This window comes from Candidatus Nanogingivalaceae bacterium, from assembly GCA_015257795.3.
GTDB lineage: Bacteria > Patescibacteriota > Saccharimonadia > Saccharimonadales > Saccharimonadaceae > Nanogingivalis.
The window spans coordinates 228,927-245,641 of record CP072208.2 but is presented as its reverse complement, the minus strand read 5'-3'; the positions used below and the strand labels follow the sequence as shown (position 1 = coordinate 245,641).

The window sequence follows — 16,715 nt, the reverse complement described above, 5'->3', positions numbered from 1 at the left end:
TAGAATTGTATTCAAGAAGAAAGGACAGAAATGGATAAAGAAAAGATTATAGAAGTTAAAAATCTTGTAAAAGTTTATCGTGATGGAAACACATTTTTTAAAGCATTAAATGGTGTTTCGTTCAGTATTAATCAAGGTGAAAGTGTAGCAATTATCGGAAAATCCGGTAGTGGAAAATCAACTTTAATGCACCTTTTAGCAGCACTCGATAAACCGAATGAAGGCGAAGTTTTTATTGATGGACAAAATATCGCTAAAATGAAAAAACGCAATTTAAACAAACTTCGAAACCAAACTTTTGGCTTTGTTTTTCAACAATTCTTTATGAATCCAAAGGATACAGTTTTACAAAATGTAATTTTGCCACTAAAAATTGCCGGAATTAGCTCAAGAAAGCGCAAAGAAATCGCGTTAAAGGCTCTCGAAGCAGTTGAGTTAACCGACAAAGCTAAAAATAAAGCTTCGAATCTTTCTGGTGGGCAAAAACAACGCGTTTGCGTGGCGCGAGCAATCGTGAACTCGCCAAAAATTATTTTTGCAGATGAGCCAACCGGAAACCTCGATTCAAAAACAAGCGCAAAAGTTGAAGATTTACTTTTTGGCTTAAACAGAGAAAAGGGAATTACTTTAGTGATTGTTACACACGATGAAGCTTTAGCGCAAAAATGCGATCGCCAAATTCGAATTCAAGATGGTCAAATTATTTCGAAAGGAGAAAACTAATGAAATTTTTAGATATGATTGGAACTTCAGCTTCAAATTTGTGGCGGAATAAGGGTCGCACCTTTTTAACGATTATTGCCGTTTGTATCGGTTCATTTACAATTGCATTAACTTCTGCGGTAAATATGGGTGTAAACGATTATATTCAACGCCAGCTTTCGGTTTTTAGTGAAGATTCAATACTTTATTTTAATCCAAAACAAGAAGCTACTACCTTTGGCCCAAAAGAATATAAAGATGGAAGCAAACAAGTTAATCCAAGATTTTCGCAAGCAACTTTAAATTTAAAAGATGTCGAGAAAATCAACAAAATTCCTAACGTTAAAAAAGCAGCTTTATATGACTTTATAACTCCTGACTACGTTCAATATAAAGATGGCAAAAAACTCACAATCACAACAGTTATCGTTGAAGCGGACGGCCAAAAGTATAACTTTGATTTCTTAGCGGGTAAAAAAGCAGTAAATCGTGGCGAGATTACGATTTCGCAAGATTACCTTGAGCCTATGGGCTTTAAAGACGCTCAAAGCGCAATCGGTAAAGAACTTAACATTCAAATCGCGGACACTTTAACAGGCGAGAAAAAAATCTTTACTCAAAAAATTACGGGTGTAACAGCTAAAAGCTTGATTCAATCTGCAATGGTTACGGTTAGTCGCCCAAGCTATGATGATTTTTACGCATTTCAATCTAAAAGCACACCAAAAGAAGTTAAAGATAGTAGTTTTGTAGTTTTAGCACAAGTTAACGGTGAAGTTTCTAAAGAAAAACTAGACCAAATTAAAAAAGATGCTGAAAAAGCAGGCTATTCAGCAAGCACAGCTAAAGATCAAGTCGAAACAATTATGAACGTAGTCAATGGGATTACTGGTTCATTGATTGTATTTGGTGCAATTGCCCTTCTTGCAGCTAGTTTTGGAATTATCAACACGCTTTATATGAGCGTGCGTGAGCGAACTCGTGAAATCGGCTTAATGAAAGCAATGGGGCTCTCAAACGGAAAAATCTTTCAATTGTTTAGCATTGAAGCAATTTTAATTGGCGTCCTTGGTTCGATTTTAGGAATTCTACTCGCCCAAGGCGCAGGAAACGCCCTTAACCATGTCGCAACAGAAAGTTTCTTAAAGGGAATGGACGGATTTATGTTAACTAAATTCACACTGCAAAATAATACAATTATAACTATAGCTATCGCCATTGTGGCCTTTTTGGCTGGTGCTTTACCATCACGAAGTGCAAGTAAAAAAGACCCGATTGAAGCTTTGAGATACGAATAAATGGCTAGAAAACACCGCATTTCACAAAATTTCTTGCGTTCGCCACGAATCGCGCTAATGCTCGTTGGGCATAGCAATATTCGAAAACGCGATTTTACGCTAGATATTGGCGCTGGAAGCGGTGTTTTTACTTTTGCTCTCAGTAAGAAATCTGCGCAAGTTTTAGCAATTGAGTTTGATAGTGAAACTTTCAAAAAATTAAAAAATAACACCAAAAACCTTGAAAATGTTGAGGTTTTGCGTGCAGACTTCTTACACTTCAACCTCTCAAAATCGCCTCAAAACTATAAAGTTTGTGCGAATATTCCGTTTCATTTAAGCTCGCCTATCATTCAAAAACTCGTAAATGCCCAAAATTCACCCAAAAGTATTTATTTAATTCTACAAAAACAATTCGCGCGTAAGCTAATAGCCGGTGAACAAAATTTCACTTCAGCCTTAGGCGCAAAAACTTTTCCTTTTTTCGAAAATAAAATAAAGAAACCACTCCGTAAGACTGACTTCACGCCACCCCCAGCCGTTGAAACTGTATTTTTTGAGATGAAACGGCGAGAAACTCCGCTAATTTCGAAAGAAGAACAGCCAATTTTTAACGATTTTATTGACAAAATGTTCGCCACTCCAGAATTTTACAAAAAACATTGTAGCTTGAAATTTAAAACCAAAAAACCAAGCGAATTAAAGGGTGAAGATTGGATTGAAATCTGGCAATTTAATAAAAATTTTGATAGAATGGAGTAATTATGGCACGAAAAATTAAGTTTGAAACAGTTAAGTTTGATAAAATTACCCCTGGCGGACAAGCCTTGGGAACGCTCGAATCGGGCAAAAAAATTTTTGCGTGGGGTGTTTTGCCGGGTGAGACCGCCAAAATTCAAATCACCAAAAATAAATCAAGTTTTGCCGAAGGTTTTGCGGTTGAAATTTTCGAAAAATCGGCCGAAAGAATTGAACCAAAAGATAGCGAAAGTTTTCTTTCAACCAGTCCGTGGCAGATTTTTAATTTTGATTTTGAGCAAAAAACCAAGCAAGAGCTAATCCTTGAAAGCTTCCGCCAAGAAAAAATTGAATTAAAAAATCAAGAAGAATTTTATTCTGACGGAAAAATTTTTAAATACCGCAACAAGGTAGAATTTTCATTTTGGTGGGAAAAATCTGAACAAGATGAAAATGACGGCGAATTAAATTTGGCGTTTTTTAGACGGGGTGGAAAGGGAAAAATCCCAGTAAAAGGCACGAGTTTGGCGACGCCAGAAATCAATCAAGCTGGCCAAAAAGTGCTTGAAATTTTACGCACAAGAAAAACACCAAGCCGAGATTTAAAAACTTTGTTAATTCGCGCCAGTCAAAGGGGTGAAATTTCAGCCCAGCTTTATGTAAAAGATGAAAACTTTACAATTTTCAGCGAGCAAGAACTTTCGAAACTCAACTTTAAAAACTTCGAAATTATCTTTTCGAATCCAAAGTCGCCAGCTAGCGTGATTACCGAAAGACTTCAAAACTCAACAGATCAAAAACTACAAGATTCTGTGCTAGGAATTGACTTTAATTATGCAACGGAAAGCTTTTTCCAAATCAATTTGCCGGTTTATGAGCAAGCTTTGCGCGATATGCAAAAATTCATCGACACATCAAAGCCAACGGTTGACTTATATTCTGGTGTGGGTTCAATTGGACTTACGATTGGCGCGGGCGATTTAACCCTAGTGGAAATCAATGAATTTGCAGTGGATGAAATGCAAAAAAATATCAAAAAGCTAAATAGGGAAGAAACCGCAAAAGCTATCTTGGCGCCAAGCGAAAAAGCGCTGGAGTTTATCAAAAAAGGTTCAAACCTAATTGTTGACCCACCAAGAGCCGGAATGAATCGCGAAGTTTGTGAGAAAATTCTCGAAATTGAGCCAGAAAAAGTAATTTACCTAAGTTGCAACCCAACCACACAAGCGCGTGACGTGGCAATTTTGAGCAAAAAATACGAGATAACTTATGCGCGTGGATATAACTTTTTTCCACGAACACCGCACATTGAAAACCTGATCGTATTAAAGCTCAAAAAATAATATAATAGACCTACAGCTAATAAAGAGAGGAAAAAAATGGACTTGTTTTTACTATTAACCATTAAACTAATAATTGGCTTTCTAGCATTGACGCTAATTATAAATATAACAGGAAAAGGCAACCTAGCGCCATCATCGGCTAGCGACCAGATTATAAATTATGTTCTCGGTGGAATAATCGGAGGAGTAATCTATAATAATAACATCACGATTCTCGAATTTGTTGCTATTTTATGTATTTGGTGCGCCCTTGTACTATCTCTAAAATGGATAAAGAAAAATAATGTAACCGCCAAACAACTAATAGATGGCAAAGCCTTAACCATTATTAATGAAGGTAAGATAAACATCGAAAACTGCAAAAAAGCAGGTTTATCTGCTCACGATGTGGCTTTTAAATTACGAACTAACGGTATTTTTTCGTCAGACGGAATAAAAAGAGCTATTGTTGAACAAGATGGACAGCTAATTATAATTCACTCTGGTGAAGAAAATCCAAAATTTCCTATCATTACAGATGGTCAACTACAAAATGATATTCTTAAATTGATCGGAAAAGATGAAAAATGGCTTCTTGCTGAGCTTAAAAAACAAGGAGTAGACAAGTATAGCGATGTATTCCTAGGTGAATATGTAGATAAAAAACTAAAGCTAACTACCTATAAATAAAAACGAAACTAAAAAAATAACTCTCATCACGAGAGTTATTTTTATTGATTGGTTTAGAAAGATTTGATTATCCTTCTACGCAGTTAGCAACACCGCTTTCAGTTTTAACTGATACAACGATTGAGTTACCAGCTTTTATAGCACCGTCACTATCACAAGCAGCCTTTGCAGCTACATACATAGTTCCAATAGCAGTGTCACTCATTGATGCTGTATTATTAGTATCCTTTGCTTTAACCTTGTATTGAGCATTTGTTGAAGGGTCATTGAAGCTCGATCCTTTCAAAACATAGTTTTTTAGGAATGCTGAATCATCTGCGATATCTCCTGCAGCAGTCCAAGGCAATGCTCCTCGGTTGTTTGAGCTATAGTCTGTTACGGCTGCGCGCAAGCGTGAAGCGTCGTTCTTTCGTTGTGTATCACGTTGTGATCGTTGCAATGCTGGCAATGCCAAGAACACCATCAAGAAGATAAGACCTGCAATGGCAAGCACAAGCACAACTTCGATGATTGTGAAACCTTTTTTATTGTTTTTGTTGATTAGGTTCATATGAAATTCCACCTTTCTAATGAACAATTATTATTAGTATTTTTATTTACGGTCTGTCCGTATGCAACCATTAAAGCACAAGCACAATCATTTTGCAAGGCTTTTTTAAGAATTTTTTAAGAATTTGGTGGTTTATATCTAAAAAATTATTGCATTAAAATTTTTTTATACGAATATCGTTGCGCTGTGCGCCAAGAACCGATTGAATCGGAATTAAAACAACGAATCTCGCCATCGCGGATTTCAGCAATTTCAACAAGAGCGGGGTTATAAGAAACGCGTTTTTTGTAATAACGAAGCTCAGAATCTTTAACGTCGTGCCGACCGGGAAAAACCTCTAAAAATTGAACTTTTGCACGCTCAAAAAAATAGTTTTCGAAACCACTTGGTGGAAAGAAATAGGCTGGTTTTAAGTTCATTTTCGAAAGAATATATTGAATATCACCCAAAGTTGCACGCGCTTCAACTGAAATAAACGCATAGACGCGACCTTTTTTGCTTTTAAAAATGGTAGCCTCGGCCGAATAACCAACCGGAAGATTGCGCGAAATAACTTCTTCAATCCCAAAGCTAACACCAAAATGTTTTTGCAAGAATTCTTCAAGATTTTTATCAGAATAAGCGTGATTTTCCATAAAAATATTTTAGCACACTTTCGAAAAAAATGGAAATATCTAAATAAGTTATGCTATAATCGAAAGTATGGATATTACGAAAGGCTTAAATAAAAATCAAAAAGAGGCGGTGGAAACTTTAAGTGGGCCAATGCTAATTTTGGCGGGCGCGGGAAGCGGTAAAACCAAAACTTTAACGCACCGAATTGCGAATTTAATTGCGCACGGCGTAGCGAGCGAAACGATTTTAGCGGTGACTTTCACCAACAAAGCCGCGCGAGAAATGCGTGAACGTTTGGCGGATTTGCTTAACCGCGACGCGAACGACCGATTTTTTATGCCTTGGATGGGAACTTTTCACGGAATTTGCGTGAAGATTTTGCGACTTAAAGGTGAAGCGATTGGCGTGGCGCCAAATTTTGTGATTTATGATGAGGACGACCGACGAAGCTTGATTAAAAAAATCATGAAAGAATTACAAATTGACGAAAAAAGTTTGAAACCGCAAAGTGTTTCAAGCGCAATTTCGAATGCAAAAAATCAGCTTTTAACGGCAGAAGAATTTGCAAACGGCGCAAACTGGGGTTTTGAGCAAAAAGTTTCTGAGATTTTTTTGCGCTACGAAAAAGAACGAAACAAAGCGAATGCGCTAGATTTTGATGATTTGCTTTTCGAAACAGTAAAATTACTTCAGCAAAATAAAGAAATTCGCGAATTTTGGCAAAATAAATTTAATCATATTTTGATTGACGAGTATCAGGATACGAACGCGGCACAATATGCGATTATAAAAATGATCGTGAACGCCGAGCGAAATATTTGCGTGGTTGGTGATGACTGGCAGAGCATTTATTCTTGGCGTGGTGCAGATTTTACGAATATTTTGAATTTCGAAAGAGATTACAAGGGTGCAAAAGTAATAAAACTGGAGCAAAATTATCGTTCAACTGAGAATATTTTGAACGCCGCACACAACGTGATTTCGAAAAACCACAACCGAACCGATAAAAAACTCTTTACCGAACTCGGTAAAGGCGAACCCGTTTTAGTGCAAAGTGCGCGCGATGAAAGCGAAGAAGCGGCGAAAATTGCAGGCCAGATTTTCAGTTTTAAAACTGTTGGTGCACGAAAATTTAGCGATTTCGCAATTCTTTATCGCACAAACGCGCAAAGCTATAACTTTGAAAAAGCAATGATTCGGTATCAAATTCCGTATAAAATTTTTGGTGGAACACGCTTTTATGACCGCAAAGAAATTAAAGATATTTTGGCTTATTTGCGAGTGATTTATAATCCACTCGACCGCGTGGCTTTTGAGCGAATTGTGAATGTGCCAGCGCGCGGTTTGGGTGCAGTGAGCCTTTCGAAATTCTTGAACTGGCAAAGTTCGAATAGTTTGGATTTGATTTCGAGCTTACTTCAAGCTGGAGAACTTTCAACCTTAACTTCACGCGCACGAAATTCATTAGTAAATCTGGGCGAGATTTTTCGCGAATGCCAAATTTTAAGCGAAAATTCATCAAACCCGAGCGAAATTATTGAGAGAATTTTAGAACGAACAAATTACGGTAAAAATGAAAAATTAACTGAAAACGAAGCAACTGAACGAAGTGAATATCTTTCAACCTTAGTAAGTGAAGCAAAAAATTACGCAGATTTGGCAAGCTTTTTGGAAGATGCCGCACTGATGAGTTCAGCTGATGCAAAAAGTGGCGATGAAGTGAATTTAATGACTTTGCACGCCGCAAAAGGTTTGGAGTTCCCGGTGGTATTTTTGGCGGGAATGGAAGAAGGGATTTTTCCGCACAGCCGAGTTTTTGACACTGGTGAAGATGATTTAGAAGAAGAACGCCGACTTTGCTATGTGGGAATGACGCGCGCACGAGAAGAGTTAATTTTGAGCTATGCTGAATCGCGAGCTGTTTTTGGTCAACGAAATTATTCTAGTCCGAGCCGTTTTATTACTGATGCCGAGCTAGAGCTACCAAAAAAGAATTTTGGCGGCTGGAATGATTTTTCGAAAGAAGAAGAAGATTATAGCCAAGAGGTTAGTTTTGAGGAATTTGATGATTTTTATTCTGATGAATGCGGCTTGCAAATTGGCGATCGTGTGAAAAGCCCCGCTTTTGGTGCCGGTATCGTTAAAGATATCGATGGATTGGCGGTTGAAATTGAGTTTGGCAACGGCAAAATTCGAAAACTAAACGCTGAATTTGCCCGCCTCGAAAAGCTCTAAAAATTTGACCTTTCGAATTTTATTTGCTATAATTGCTATTAATAATGCGAGTTTTACAACCTATTTATTTTTATAAAAAACAACTTCTAATTGCGGGGTTTGCTTCGCTTGGATTTTTGCTTCTATTAAATATTTTTGCAGTTGCGGGTAAAAATTCTGCAAAAGCTACAGGTCAGGGAAACAAAATTTTAACTGTTTTTGAAAGTGGCCAAAAAACTTCATTCAAAACTAATGCAAAAACTGTTCGAGAAGCGCTTAAAGCACAAAAAATTAATTTCTCAAAAGAAGACAGTGTCGAGCCGGGGCTTGATGAAGAATTAACCGGCGCTGAATACAGCATTAATATTTACCGCGCAAAACCGGTAGTCATTGAAGACGGCGAGCTAAAAACAAAAATTCTAACCGCAGCGCAAACCCCTCGCCAAATCGCCGAAAAAGCTGACTTAAACGTTCATAATGAAGATAAGCTTGCTTTTGAGGAATCAGGAAACATTCTTGAAGATGGCTCAATAAATACATTAAAAATTACTCGTGCTAAAGAAATTTCTGTCGACTTATTTGGAAAAACCGAAAGTTTTCGAACGCAAGCCAAAACTGTTGAGGATTTCTTGAAAGAAAAGAAAATCGTTCTTGGAAAAGACGATGGTATTTCGATTGACCTAAAAACTCAAATTGCGAATGGATTGAATTTTCGAATTTGGCGAAACGGTAAGCAAACTTTGACCGTTGAAGAACCAACAGATTTCCAAACTGAAACAATTCAAGACGCTAATAAAGATTCTGGCTATAAAGAAATCAAAGAAGCTGGCGAAAAAGGCACCAAGAGCGTAACTTATGAAGTTGAAATGCAGAATGGTAAAGAAATCTCACGCAAAAAAATCAATGAAACTGAAATTAAGGCTGCTAAAAAACAAGTGGTGATTGTTGGAACAAAAACTAGCCTCCCTGCCGGATCACACACAGATTGGATGAGCGCGGCTGGAATTTCTGCTAGCGATTACGGATATGTTGACTATATTATCACTAAAGAATCAACTTGGCGACCAACTGCTCGAAATGGACAATATTACGGTCTATACCAAACCTCTATTTCTAACTTAAACAGACATGGTTGCTCAGGCTCAACTTTAAGCGACCCCATTTGTCAGCTCCGTTCAGCATCAATTTACGCAACAAGCCGTTACGGCTCATGGGCAGCAGCATATGCACACTGGAAAGCGAGTCATTCGTGGTAAAGCTTAGCTTTAATCAGAAATCTAGTCAAAAAAAATCCAAAAAAAGAGAAAATTCAAATTTAAAAAATAATAAATCCCTCGGGCAACATTGGTTGCGCGATAGATTTATTTTGGATGGAATCGCTGAAGAAGCCGAAATTAAAAACGGCGATTTCGTGCTTGAAATTGGCCCAGGCCTTGGAACACTAACATCTTCGCTCTTAAGGTATGCTGGCGATACGGGTGAGGTTCTTTCAATCGAGTTTGATGAAAACTTGGCAAAAAAACTACCAGCACAATTTCCAGGCAAGAATCTTACCGTTCAAAATGCGGATTTTTTAGATTTTGATCTTTCAAAACTACCGAAAAAATATAAAGTTGCCGCAAACGTGCCATATTACATCACTTCAAAAATTATCGAAAAACTACTTACAAGCGATAATAAACCAAGTGTTGCTGCGCTTTTAGTCCAAAAAGAAGTAGCTGAGCGAATTTGCGCAAAACCTGGAGATTTAAGTATTTTAGCGATCGCCTCACAGATTTATGCAAATGCCGAGCTTGGCCAAATTGTTGAACGAGAGTTTTTTACACCACCGCCAAAAGTTGATTCTCAAGTGGTTATTTTAAAGGCTAGGGAACAAAATCTAATTGAAAAATTTAACCTCGAAAACAACTGTCAAGTTTCTGAAAAAGAATTCTTTCGAATTGTTAAAGCTGGTTTTGCAGCAAAACGTAAAAAAATTTCGAAAAGCTTGAGCGCTAATCTTGCAATTTCGAAAGAAAAATCTGCTGAAATTTTAGAAGCTTGTGAAATTTCGCCAGATCTACGCGCACAAGATTTAAAAATTAATGATTGGCTAAAAATTTCGAAATTATTTTTCAACCGATAAGTCTTTTCTAGCTCAATCTTTTTTGTGTTCGCTGCTATTATATGATATAATTATAAGCAGTATGACAAAGAAAAAACTCTATATCACAACCGCAATTCCTTACGCAAATGGCGCGCCACATATTGGTAATGCGCTCGATTATTTAATTGCCGACATTTGGTCAAGATATCAACGACAACAGGGAAATGAAGTTCGTTTTCAAGTTGGGACAGACGAGCATGGAAATAAAATTGCTGAAAAAGCAGCCGAAAACGGCTTAACTCCGCAAGAATATGTTGACGGAACTGTTCAAAATTTCAAAAATTTAATGGACAAAATGAAAACAACTTACACGGATTTTATCCGAACAACAGATTCACATCACGTTGGGGCTTCACAATATATCTGGATGAAACTTCAGCCTTATATCTATAAAAATACTTACGAAGGCTGGTATTGTACAGGTTGTGAAAGTTTTTACACCGAGAAAGAAGTAGCCGAATCACATGGAGTTTGTCCAAATCACCAAAAGCCTTTCGAAAGACTTTCGGAAGAAAACTATTATTTGCGAATTTCAGAATTTACTCCAAAAATTATCGAAGCGATTGAATCAGATCGAATGAAAATCGTTCCAGAATATCGCAAGAAAGAATTTTTAAACTTTCTAAAAGGTGGACTCGAAGATGTTTCAATTTCACGACCAAAAAAGAATCTAACTTGGGGAATTCCAGTTCCTGGCGATCCAGAACAAATTATGTATGTCTGGATTGACGCCTTAGCAAACTACCTAACTGTTATTGGCTATCCTGACATTCCTGAATGGGAAGATTTCTGGCCTGCAAACGTGCAAGTCATTGGTAAAGATATTTTGCGTTTTCATGCTGGAATTTGGCCAGCAATGCTACTCGGCCTTGGGTTACCTCTACCTAAAACTCTATTAGTTCACGGTCATATTTCAAGCAATGGTATAAAAATGAGTAAATCTATCGGAAACGTGGTTGATCCGAATGAAATTATCGATAACTATGGACTAGATGCTTTTCGATATTATTTCTCGCGCCACATTGCAACTCAAGATGATGGTGATTTCACTTGGGAGAAATTCGAAAATGCCTACAATAACGAACTGGGTAACGATTTGGGAAACTTAGCCTCACGCGTAGCAAACATGGTTAAACGGTATCAGTCTGGCGTGATCGGTGAAATTCCTCGCGATGAACACGACCGCCACACCTACAACAACTATATGAAAGGTCTGGAATTCAACAAAGCTATCGATGAAGCTTGGGGATTGGTTCGCGCGCATAATCAATATATTGAAGGCGTAAAACCTTGGGAAATTGCTAAAAAAGCAAAAGAAGACAAGGATGAAGAAAATCACTTAGCAGAAGTTCTTGCGCACTCAGTTTCAGGACTTCTTCAGATTGGTGAAATGCTTAAACCCTTCATGCCCGACACAGCCGAAAAACTCCAAACAATTTTTGGTAGTGGTGTAATTCGCGATGAAGAGATTGGACTACTTTTCCCAAAAATTTATCTTAAAACTGAAGATCCACGTGCCGCAAAAATTGCAGCAGCGCAAAATAAGCAGCAACCTAAAAAATAACCAAAGAACCTCGGCTCAACGCTGAGGTTTCAACTTTTCGAAAGGATAAAATGAAAATTATTGATTCACATTGTCATATTCATGATAAGGATTTTCCAATTCCACAAAGTGAAGTTTTTGAAAATATGCAAAACGCTAAAATTTCGAAAGCAATCTGTATCGGCGAAAATCTTGAAAACTCAAAACTTGCAGTCGATTTTTCAACTGAGAACTCTGGCGAGATTAAGCTCTTCTCAGCAATTGGCGTTCATCCGCATGAAGCAGAAAAATATAATCCAAAAGAGTTAATTGCAGAGCTTGAACAGCTTTCGAAAAAACCAAAAGTTGTAGCAATTGGTGAAATTGGGCTTGATTATTTTTATGAAAATTCAAATCGTGAAGCACAAAAAACGCTTTTAAAAGCACAGCTTGAACTTGCGCAAAAATTAAATTTACCAGTGAGTTTTCATGTTCGTGAAGCTTTTGAAGATTTTTGGCCAATTTTCGACGAAGTTTCGAAAAATGGTAAAATTCGTGGCGTTTTACATTCTTTTACAGATTCGAAAGAGAATTTGAATGAAGCTCTAAAACGAGATTTATTCGTTGGTGTGAATGGTATCTCTACTTTTGTAAAAAAGCCCGAAGAGCTAGAAATGTTTGCCAATATTCCACTTTCGAAAACTTTGATTGAAACAGATTCGCCGTTCTTAGCGCCAAAAGGCAAACGCGGAAAGCCGAATCAACCTGCATTTTCAAAATTAGTGGTTGAAGATTTAGCAGAAAAACGACAAATTTCAATCGAAGAAATCGCCAAAATTACGTCTAAAAACACTGAAGAGTTATTCAATATCTAACATTGTCACCTTATTGACAAATGTATAAAAATATGCTACAATCTAAATATATTTAGAGGCAAAAAATGAACAATTCTGACAAAAGCTTATACCAAATTCCATATCCTTCAGAAGCTCCCAAAGAGCCAGCTTTAGAAAAACCAAGAATAAAGATTGCCTATGATCTACCAAAGCAAATGCCTTTAAAACCCGTTAAACAGATTCAAAAGACCGCTTTACCGCAAAGAAAGAGAACACAACAAGTTAATATTTTTGATGAGATGTTCGCAAAAAGTGCACAAATTTTATATCTTCGAAATATTGCGGAAGAAGAATTTAGAAATACGCACTTTAAATATACTAGAAAATCTTTCCTAAAAAAAGCAAAAAAACACGAAAGCAACCAGCTTTATTATAAATATCTATTCAATCAATTCAAGAAAAATCCACAAGATATTTCTCGAGCGTTAATTGACCTTGAAAGCAAAGTTGGCGCACAAATTTTTGGGCCAATCTTACATGGAACTCGACGCGAATTCTTTGTGTTAGATCACAATTCCTGGATTTATCACGAAGAGTGGATTGACGGAAAGCGGAAAGTTCATCAAAATACGACCAGATACGAACTTCGAAAAGATCAAGTGATAAAAGTAGAGGCCGGACCACATTACTTTGAATTAAAAGGCGCCGAACTTCAAAACTTTCATCATGCAGTTCAAAACTATTACCAAAACGTTTCAAGAATTGTTTATGGAAAGTAGTCTGAGAGTTTGAAATTCTCGAACAAGTATGCTATAATTATTTAGAATTGTTTTATTTTTTAACGAAAGGAAATAGATGGCTAAACATAAAAGTTGGCACGGAGCAGACCGCAAACGAGCTTTGCGTGCAAAACTAAAAATCGAAAAACGCCGCGAAGCAAAACGCCGCGAACGAATCGCAGCAGCTTTGGCCGCAAAATAATTTTTTTAAAAAATCGCTTTTATCAAAAAGGCGGTTTTTATTTTAGATTCTTTTGCTTGCTTTTTAGCTAAAAATATGATATAATTACAAAATCTATTCGATTTTCGAAAGAAAAAATCACTCAGGAGGTGGAAAAATGAAAATTAAGGATAGAGGTATCTTAAATGTTATGCAAAAGATTTCAAACGATGAATGGTCGTTCTATTTCTTACATGATCTAGGTTTAGATCAACAGGGTGAAGTCGCATTGTGGCTTTCAAATTTAACAAAACAAGACGACACAGTCTTAGATATGTCACCGGATGACATCATGGAAAAAGCTTGTGTTGCGTTACTTTTTGATGAAAAAACCGATAAGGTTATCGCTTCTGCCTCAATGATGAAACCGCAACTGAATTCTTTTCGCCAGTATCTTGGTGAAATTGGTTCAATGTTTACGCTCGAAGATTATCAAAATCAAGGTTGCGCTAGCTACTTGGTTCATAAAATTGATGAATGGGCTGAAACTCAACCTAAAATTGATGGTGCCTATGCATTCTTAAATACAAAATCACCGCGCTCATTTGTAGTGAATGGTTACGACGGCGAAATTTTAAAAGACGGAAAGGTTTTGAACGCTGCGGAAATTGTTCCAGCTTATGCATTCAATCTTTGCCGAACAATTTGCCGAGATCAACGCGCGATCCACTTGATGGATCTTGAACTTCAAAAAAAGGATCTAAGCTTAAGTATTGAAACATTTAATTCTCAGGGAGAAGAATTTAGTGAAGTTAAGCAATCGTGTCTAAAAACTTTAGCTGAGATAAACGCTATCCTCGATAATGCAAAAAAACAGCGCGCAGAAAAATTCAGCGATTATATCAGAAAGGTGCATTTGAAAATTTTTGAGCATAACCTGAAAGGCAATTCTGAGGATTCAGATTACTATACAGAAGTTCATAACAAAATTATTAATTTTTATTACCAGAACTTCAAAAATAATTTGCACTGCTGTGATGTGGTGGTTGCAAAATTATATTAAAACAGAGCGAGTTGAATACTCGCTTTTTTATTGATTTTTGAAAGTGATTATGTTAAACTATTTACATTAAGGAAGTGGGCTATGTTTAACTTAAAAAATATTTTTAACGAAAAATCGGGAGAAAAAGTTTCGAAAAATACTTCGAGTAGTTTTTTGGGCGATGGAAAAGCAATTTTAGACGCCGTAGATGACGGTGTTTTAGCTGTTGATCAAAAAGGTAATATCTTAGCTATTAATCCAGCTGCGGAACAAATTACTGGCTGGAGTGGAAGCGATGCGGCTGGGTTGGTTTTTAACTCAGTTCTAAAAATCACTAACAACGACGGTGCTGAAATGTTAGATATTTCAAATCCAGTTAATCGCGTTTTACGAACTAACGAAAACTTTACAACTCGAGATTTATTCATTAAAACTCAGAGCGGAAAAATCACACCAATCTTTTTGGCGGTTAATTCGATCGGGGGGTCTAATTCTGGAGTGGTTGTAGTCTTTCGTGATATTTCGAAAGAACTAAGCGACAACCGAGAACAAGCTGAATTTATTTCAACCGCTAGCCACGAAATGCGAACTCCAGTTGCAAGCATCGAAGGATATCTTGGGCTTGCCTTAAACCCGGCAACCGCCACAATTGATGCTCGTGCAAAATCTTTTCTTGAAAAAGCGCACGAAAACACTCAACATCTTGGACAACTATTTCAAGATTTGTTAGATATTACAAAAGCAGAAGACGGTCGATTAAAAAACGAACCTATCGTTTTAGATGCAACAGAATTTGCACGAGATATTTGGGAAGGGTTAAAACCGAAAGCCGAAAACAAAGGGTTGGAATATGTTTTTATGCCAGACCATAATGCAACCGGCGAAAAGACAATCATGCCAGTTTTCTTTATTCATGCAGACCGCGATCATTTGCATGAAGTTTTAAATAATTTATTTGAAAATGCAATTAAATATACACCTAGTGGAACAGTTGCCGTAAACGTAACTGGTGACAACGATAGTGTTCAAATTTCTGTTAAAGACAGCGGGATTGGTATTCCTGCTGAAGACCTTCCGCACTTGTTCCAAAAATTTTATCGTGTAGATAATTCTGAAACGCGTGAAATTAATGGCACAGGGCTAGGCTTATTCCTATCAAGAAAATTAACCGAATCAATTGGTGGTAAATTAACCGTTGAAAGCGAATATAAAAAGGGAAGTGTTTTTACTGTGAAACTACCCCGAATCACTCGCGAAAATGCCGAGTCTTTAAAGGCGAAAGAAGATGCTAAAAAATCCGAAGAACATCAAAAAATCGAACAAAAGCGCAATCAGCGCGAAATTGAAGAAGCCGATCGCGACATTAACGCGATTCTTCAAGATGAAACAATGGAGCATCCAAACATAGAAACAGTAAATAATCAACCCACTACAGCCCCAACTGAACCTACCGTTCCGGAAAACTCTAAGGAAACCGAGCCCTTCCAAACTCAACCTATGCAAACTCAGGAAGTTTTATCAATTCCTACTATTCAAGCAGTTCCACAACCACAACCACAACCACAACCACAGCCACAACCACAACCACAACCACAACCACAACCACAACCACAACCACAACCACAACCACAACCACAACCACAACCACAACCACAACCACAACCACAAGAGCCGGTGCATTCAGTACAGCCAATTCCTCAACCCGTTCAGCCAGCCCAACCTACTCAGCCAATCGCGCAAAATGTAGCTCAAAACCCAATTCAAAATCAACAAATATACGGTCAGCAAACTGAACAGACGATTCAGCAAGCCCAAAGAAGCGCTGAACAACAGGATTTTGCAAAATATGGTGCTATTCGTGGCTTCAATCCTTTAGCTCAACAATATGCAGCCCAACCTACTCAGCCAATCGCGCAAAATGTAGCTCAAGTTCAAACTCAACAGGCATATAACCAACAAACCACACAGACGATTCAGCAAACTAGCACATCAGCGGCTAGCCAAAATTTTTCACAAATGAATCCGGTAAACACTCCAGTTCAGCCAACTTTAAACGACATTGAACGAATGAAAATTGAGTATGCTCAAAAGATGATGGCTCAAAGACAAAAGTAAGCTTAAA

15 protein-coding genes are annotated in these 16,715 nt (G+C 37.3%); 13 read left to right on the top strand and 2 right to left on the bottom strand.

The window, feature by feature from the left end; genetic code table 11:
- The first annotated feature begins 30 nt into the window (after positions 1 to 30).
- The 5 genes from HXK94_001315 to HXK94_001295 are packed head-to-tail and all read left to right on the top strand — an operon-like array spanning position 31 to position 4,729.
- Positions 31 to 723 (top strand): ABC transporter ATP-binding protein, encoded by a 693-nt coding sequence (locus HXK94_001315; protein QTI96527.1) that lies wholly within the window; start codon positions 31 to 33, stop codon positions 721 to 723.
- Entirely contained in the window at positions 723 to 2,000 is a 1,278-nt protein-coding gene (locus tag HXK94_001310) for an FtsX-like permease family protein (GenBank protein QTI96526.1), read from the top strand. Before HXK94_001315 ends, HXK94_001310 begins: the two co-directional genes overlap by 1 nt.
- Positions 2,001 to 2,741: an rRNA adenine N(6)-methyltransferase family protein gene (locus tag HXK94_001305; protein ID QTI96525.1), complete on the top strand. Its 741-nt coding sequence runs from the start codon at positions 2,001 to 2,003 to the stop codon at positions 2,739 to 2,741.
- 2 nt (positions 2,742 to 2,743) lie between these two features.
- On the top strand, positions 2,744 to 4,060 hold the full coding sequence (locus HXK94_001300) for an RsmD family RNA methyltransferase (GenBank protein ID QTI96524.1): 1,317 nt from the start codon (positions 2,744 to 2,746) through the stop codon (positions 4,058 to 4,060).
- A 36-nt stretch (positions 4,061 to 4,096) separates the two neighbouring features.
- Positions 4,097 to 4,729, top strand: a complete 633-nt coding sequence (locus HXK94_001295; GenBank protein ID QTI96523.1) for a DUF421 domain-containing protein — start codon at positions 4,097 to 4,099, stop codon at positions 4,727 to 4,729.
- A 67-nt stretch (positions 4,730 to 4,796) separates the two neighbouring features.
- Here the strand turns inward: HXK94_001295 and HXK94_001290 are convergent, their stop codons facing one another.
- Positions 4,797 to 5,279, bottom strand: coding sequence for a type II secretion system GspH family protein (locus HXK94_001290; protein ID QTI96522.1), 483 nt, complete (start codon positions 5,277 to 5,279; stop codon positions 4,797 to 4,799).
- A gap of 146 nt (positions 5,280 to 5,425) precedes the next feature.
- The gene (locus HXK94_001285) at positions 5,426 to 5,914 is read right to left on the bottom strand and encodes a hypothetical protein (protein ID QTI96521.1); all 489 of its coding nucleotides are present in this window, start codon (positions 5,912 to 5,914) and stop codon (positions 5,426 to 5,428) included.
- Between the two features lie 67 nt (positions 5,915 to 5,981).
- On the opposite strand from HXK94_001285, the gene HXK94_001280 reads away from it, so the two are divergent.
- The 8 genes from HXK94_001280 to HXK94_001245 all read left to right on the top strand — a co-directional run bounded on the left by HXK94_001280 (position 5,982) and on the right by HXK94_001245 (position 16,708).
- Positions 5,982 to 8,129, top strand: coding sequence for a UvrD-helicase domain-containing protein (locus HXK94_001280; protein QTI96520.1), 2,148 nt, complete (start codon positions 5,982 to 5,984; stop codon positions 8,127 to 8,129).
- A 44-nt stretch (positions 8,130 to 8,173) separates the two neighbouring features.
- Positions 8,174 to 9,364 carry a G5 domain-containing protein gene (locus HXK94_001275; protein ID QTI96519.1) on the top strand — a complete coding sequence of 397 codons (1,191 nt, stop codon included), beginning with the start codon at positions 8,174 to 8,176 and terminating at the stop codon, positions 9,362 to 9,364.
- 92 nt (positions 9,365 to 9,456) lie between these two features.
- Positions 9,457 to 10,233, top strand: a complete 777-nt coding sequence (gene rsmA / locus HXK94_001270; protein ID QTI96518.1) for a 16S rRNA (adenine(1518)-N(6)/adenine(1519)-N(6))-dimethyltransferase RsmA — start codon at positions 9,457 to 9,459, stop codon at positions 10,231 to 10,233.
- A gap of 61 nt (positions 10,234 to 10,294) precedes the next feature.
- A complete protein-coding gene (gene metG / locus HXK94_001265) occupies positions 10,295 to 11,818 on the top strand; it encodes a methionine--tRNA ligase (protein ID QTI96517.1) in 1,524 nt (507 codons plus the stop codon).
- 50 nt (positions 11,819 to 11,868) lie between these two features.
- Complete coding sequence (locus HXK94_001260) at positions 11,869 to 12,651, top strand: TatD family hydrolase (GenBank protein ID QTI96516.1); 783 nt, start codon at positions 11,869 to 11,871, stop codon at positions 12,649 to 12,651.
- 65 nt (positions 12,652 to 12,716) lie between these two features.
- Positions 12,717 to 13,391, top strand: a complete 675-nt coding sequence (locus HXK94_001255; GenBank protein ID QTI96515.1) for a hypothetical protein — start codon at positions 12,717 to 12,719, stop codon at positions 13,389 to 13,391.
- 338 nt (positions 13,392 to 13,729) lie between these two features.
- Positions 13,730 to 14,614, top strand: a complete 885-nt coding sequence (locus tag HXK94_001250; protein ID QTI96514.1) for a GNAT family N-acetyltransferase — start codon at positions 13,730 to 13,732, stop codon at positions 14,612 to 14,614.
- A gap of 81 nt (positions 14,615 to 14,695) precedes the next feature.
- Complete coding sequence (locus tag HXK94_001245) at positions 14,696 to 16,708, top strand: PAS domain-containing protein (protein ID QTI96513.1); 2,013 nt, start codon at positions 14,696 to 14,698, stop codon at positions 16,706 to 16,708.
- The last annotated feature ends 7 nt before the right edge of the window (positions 16,709 to 16,715 follow it).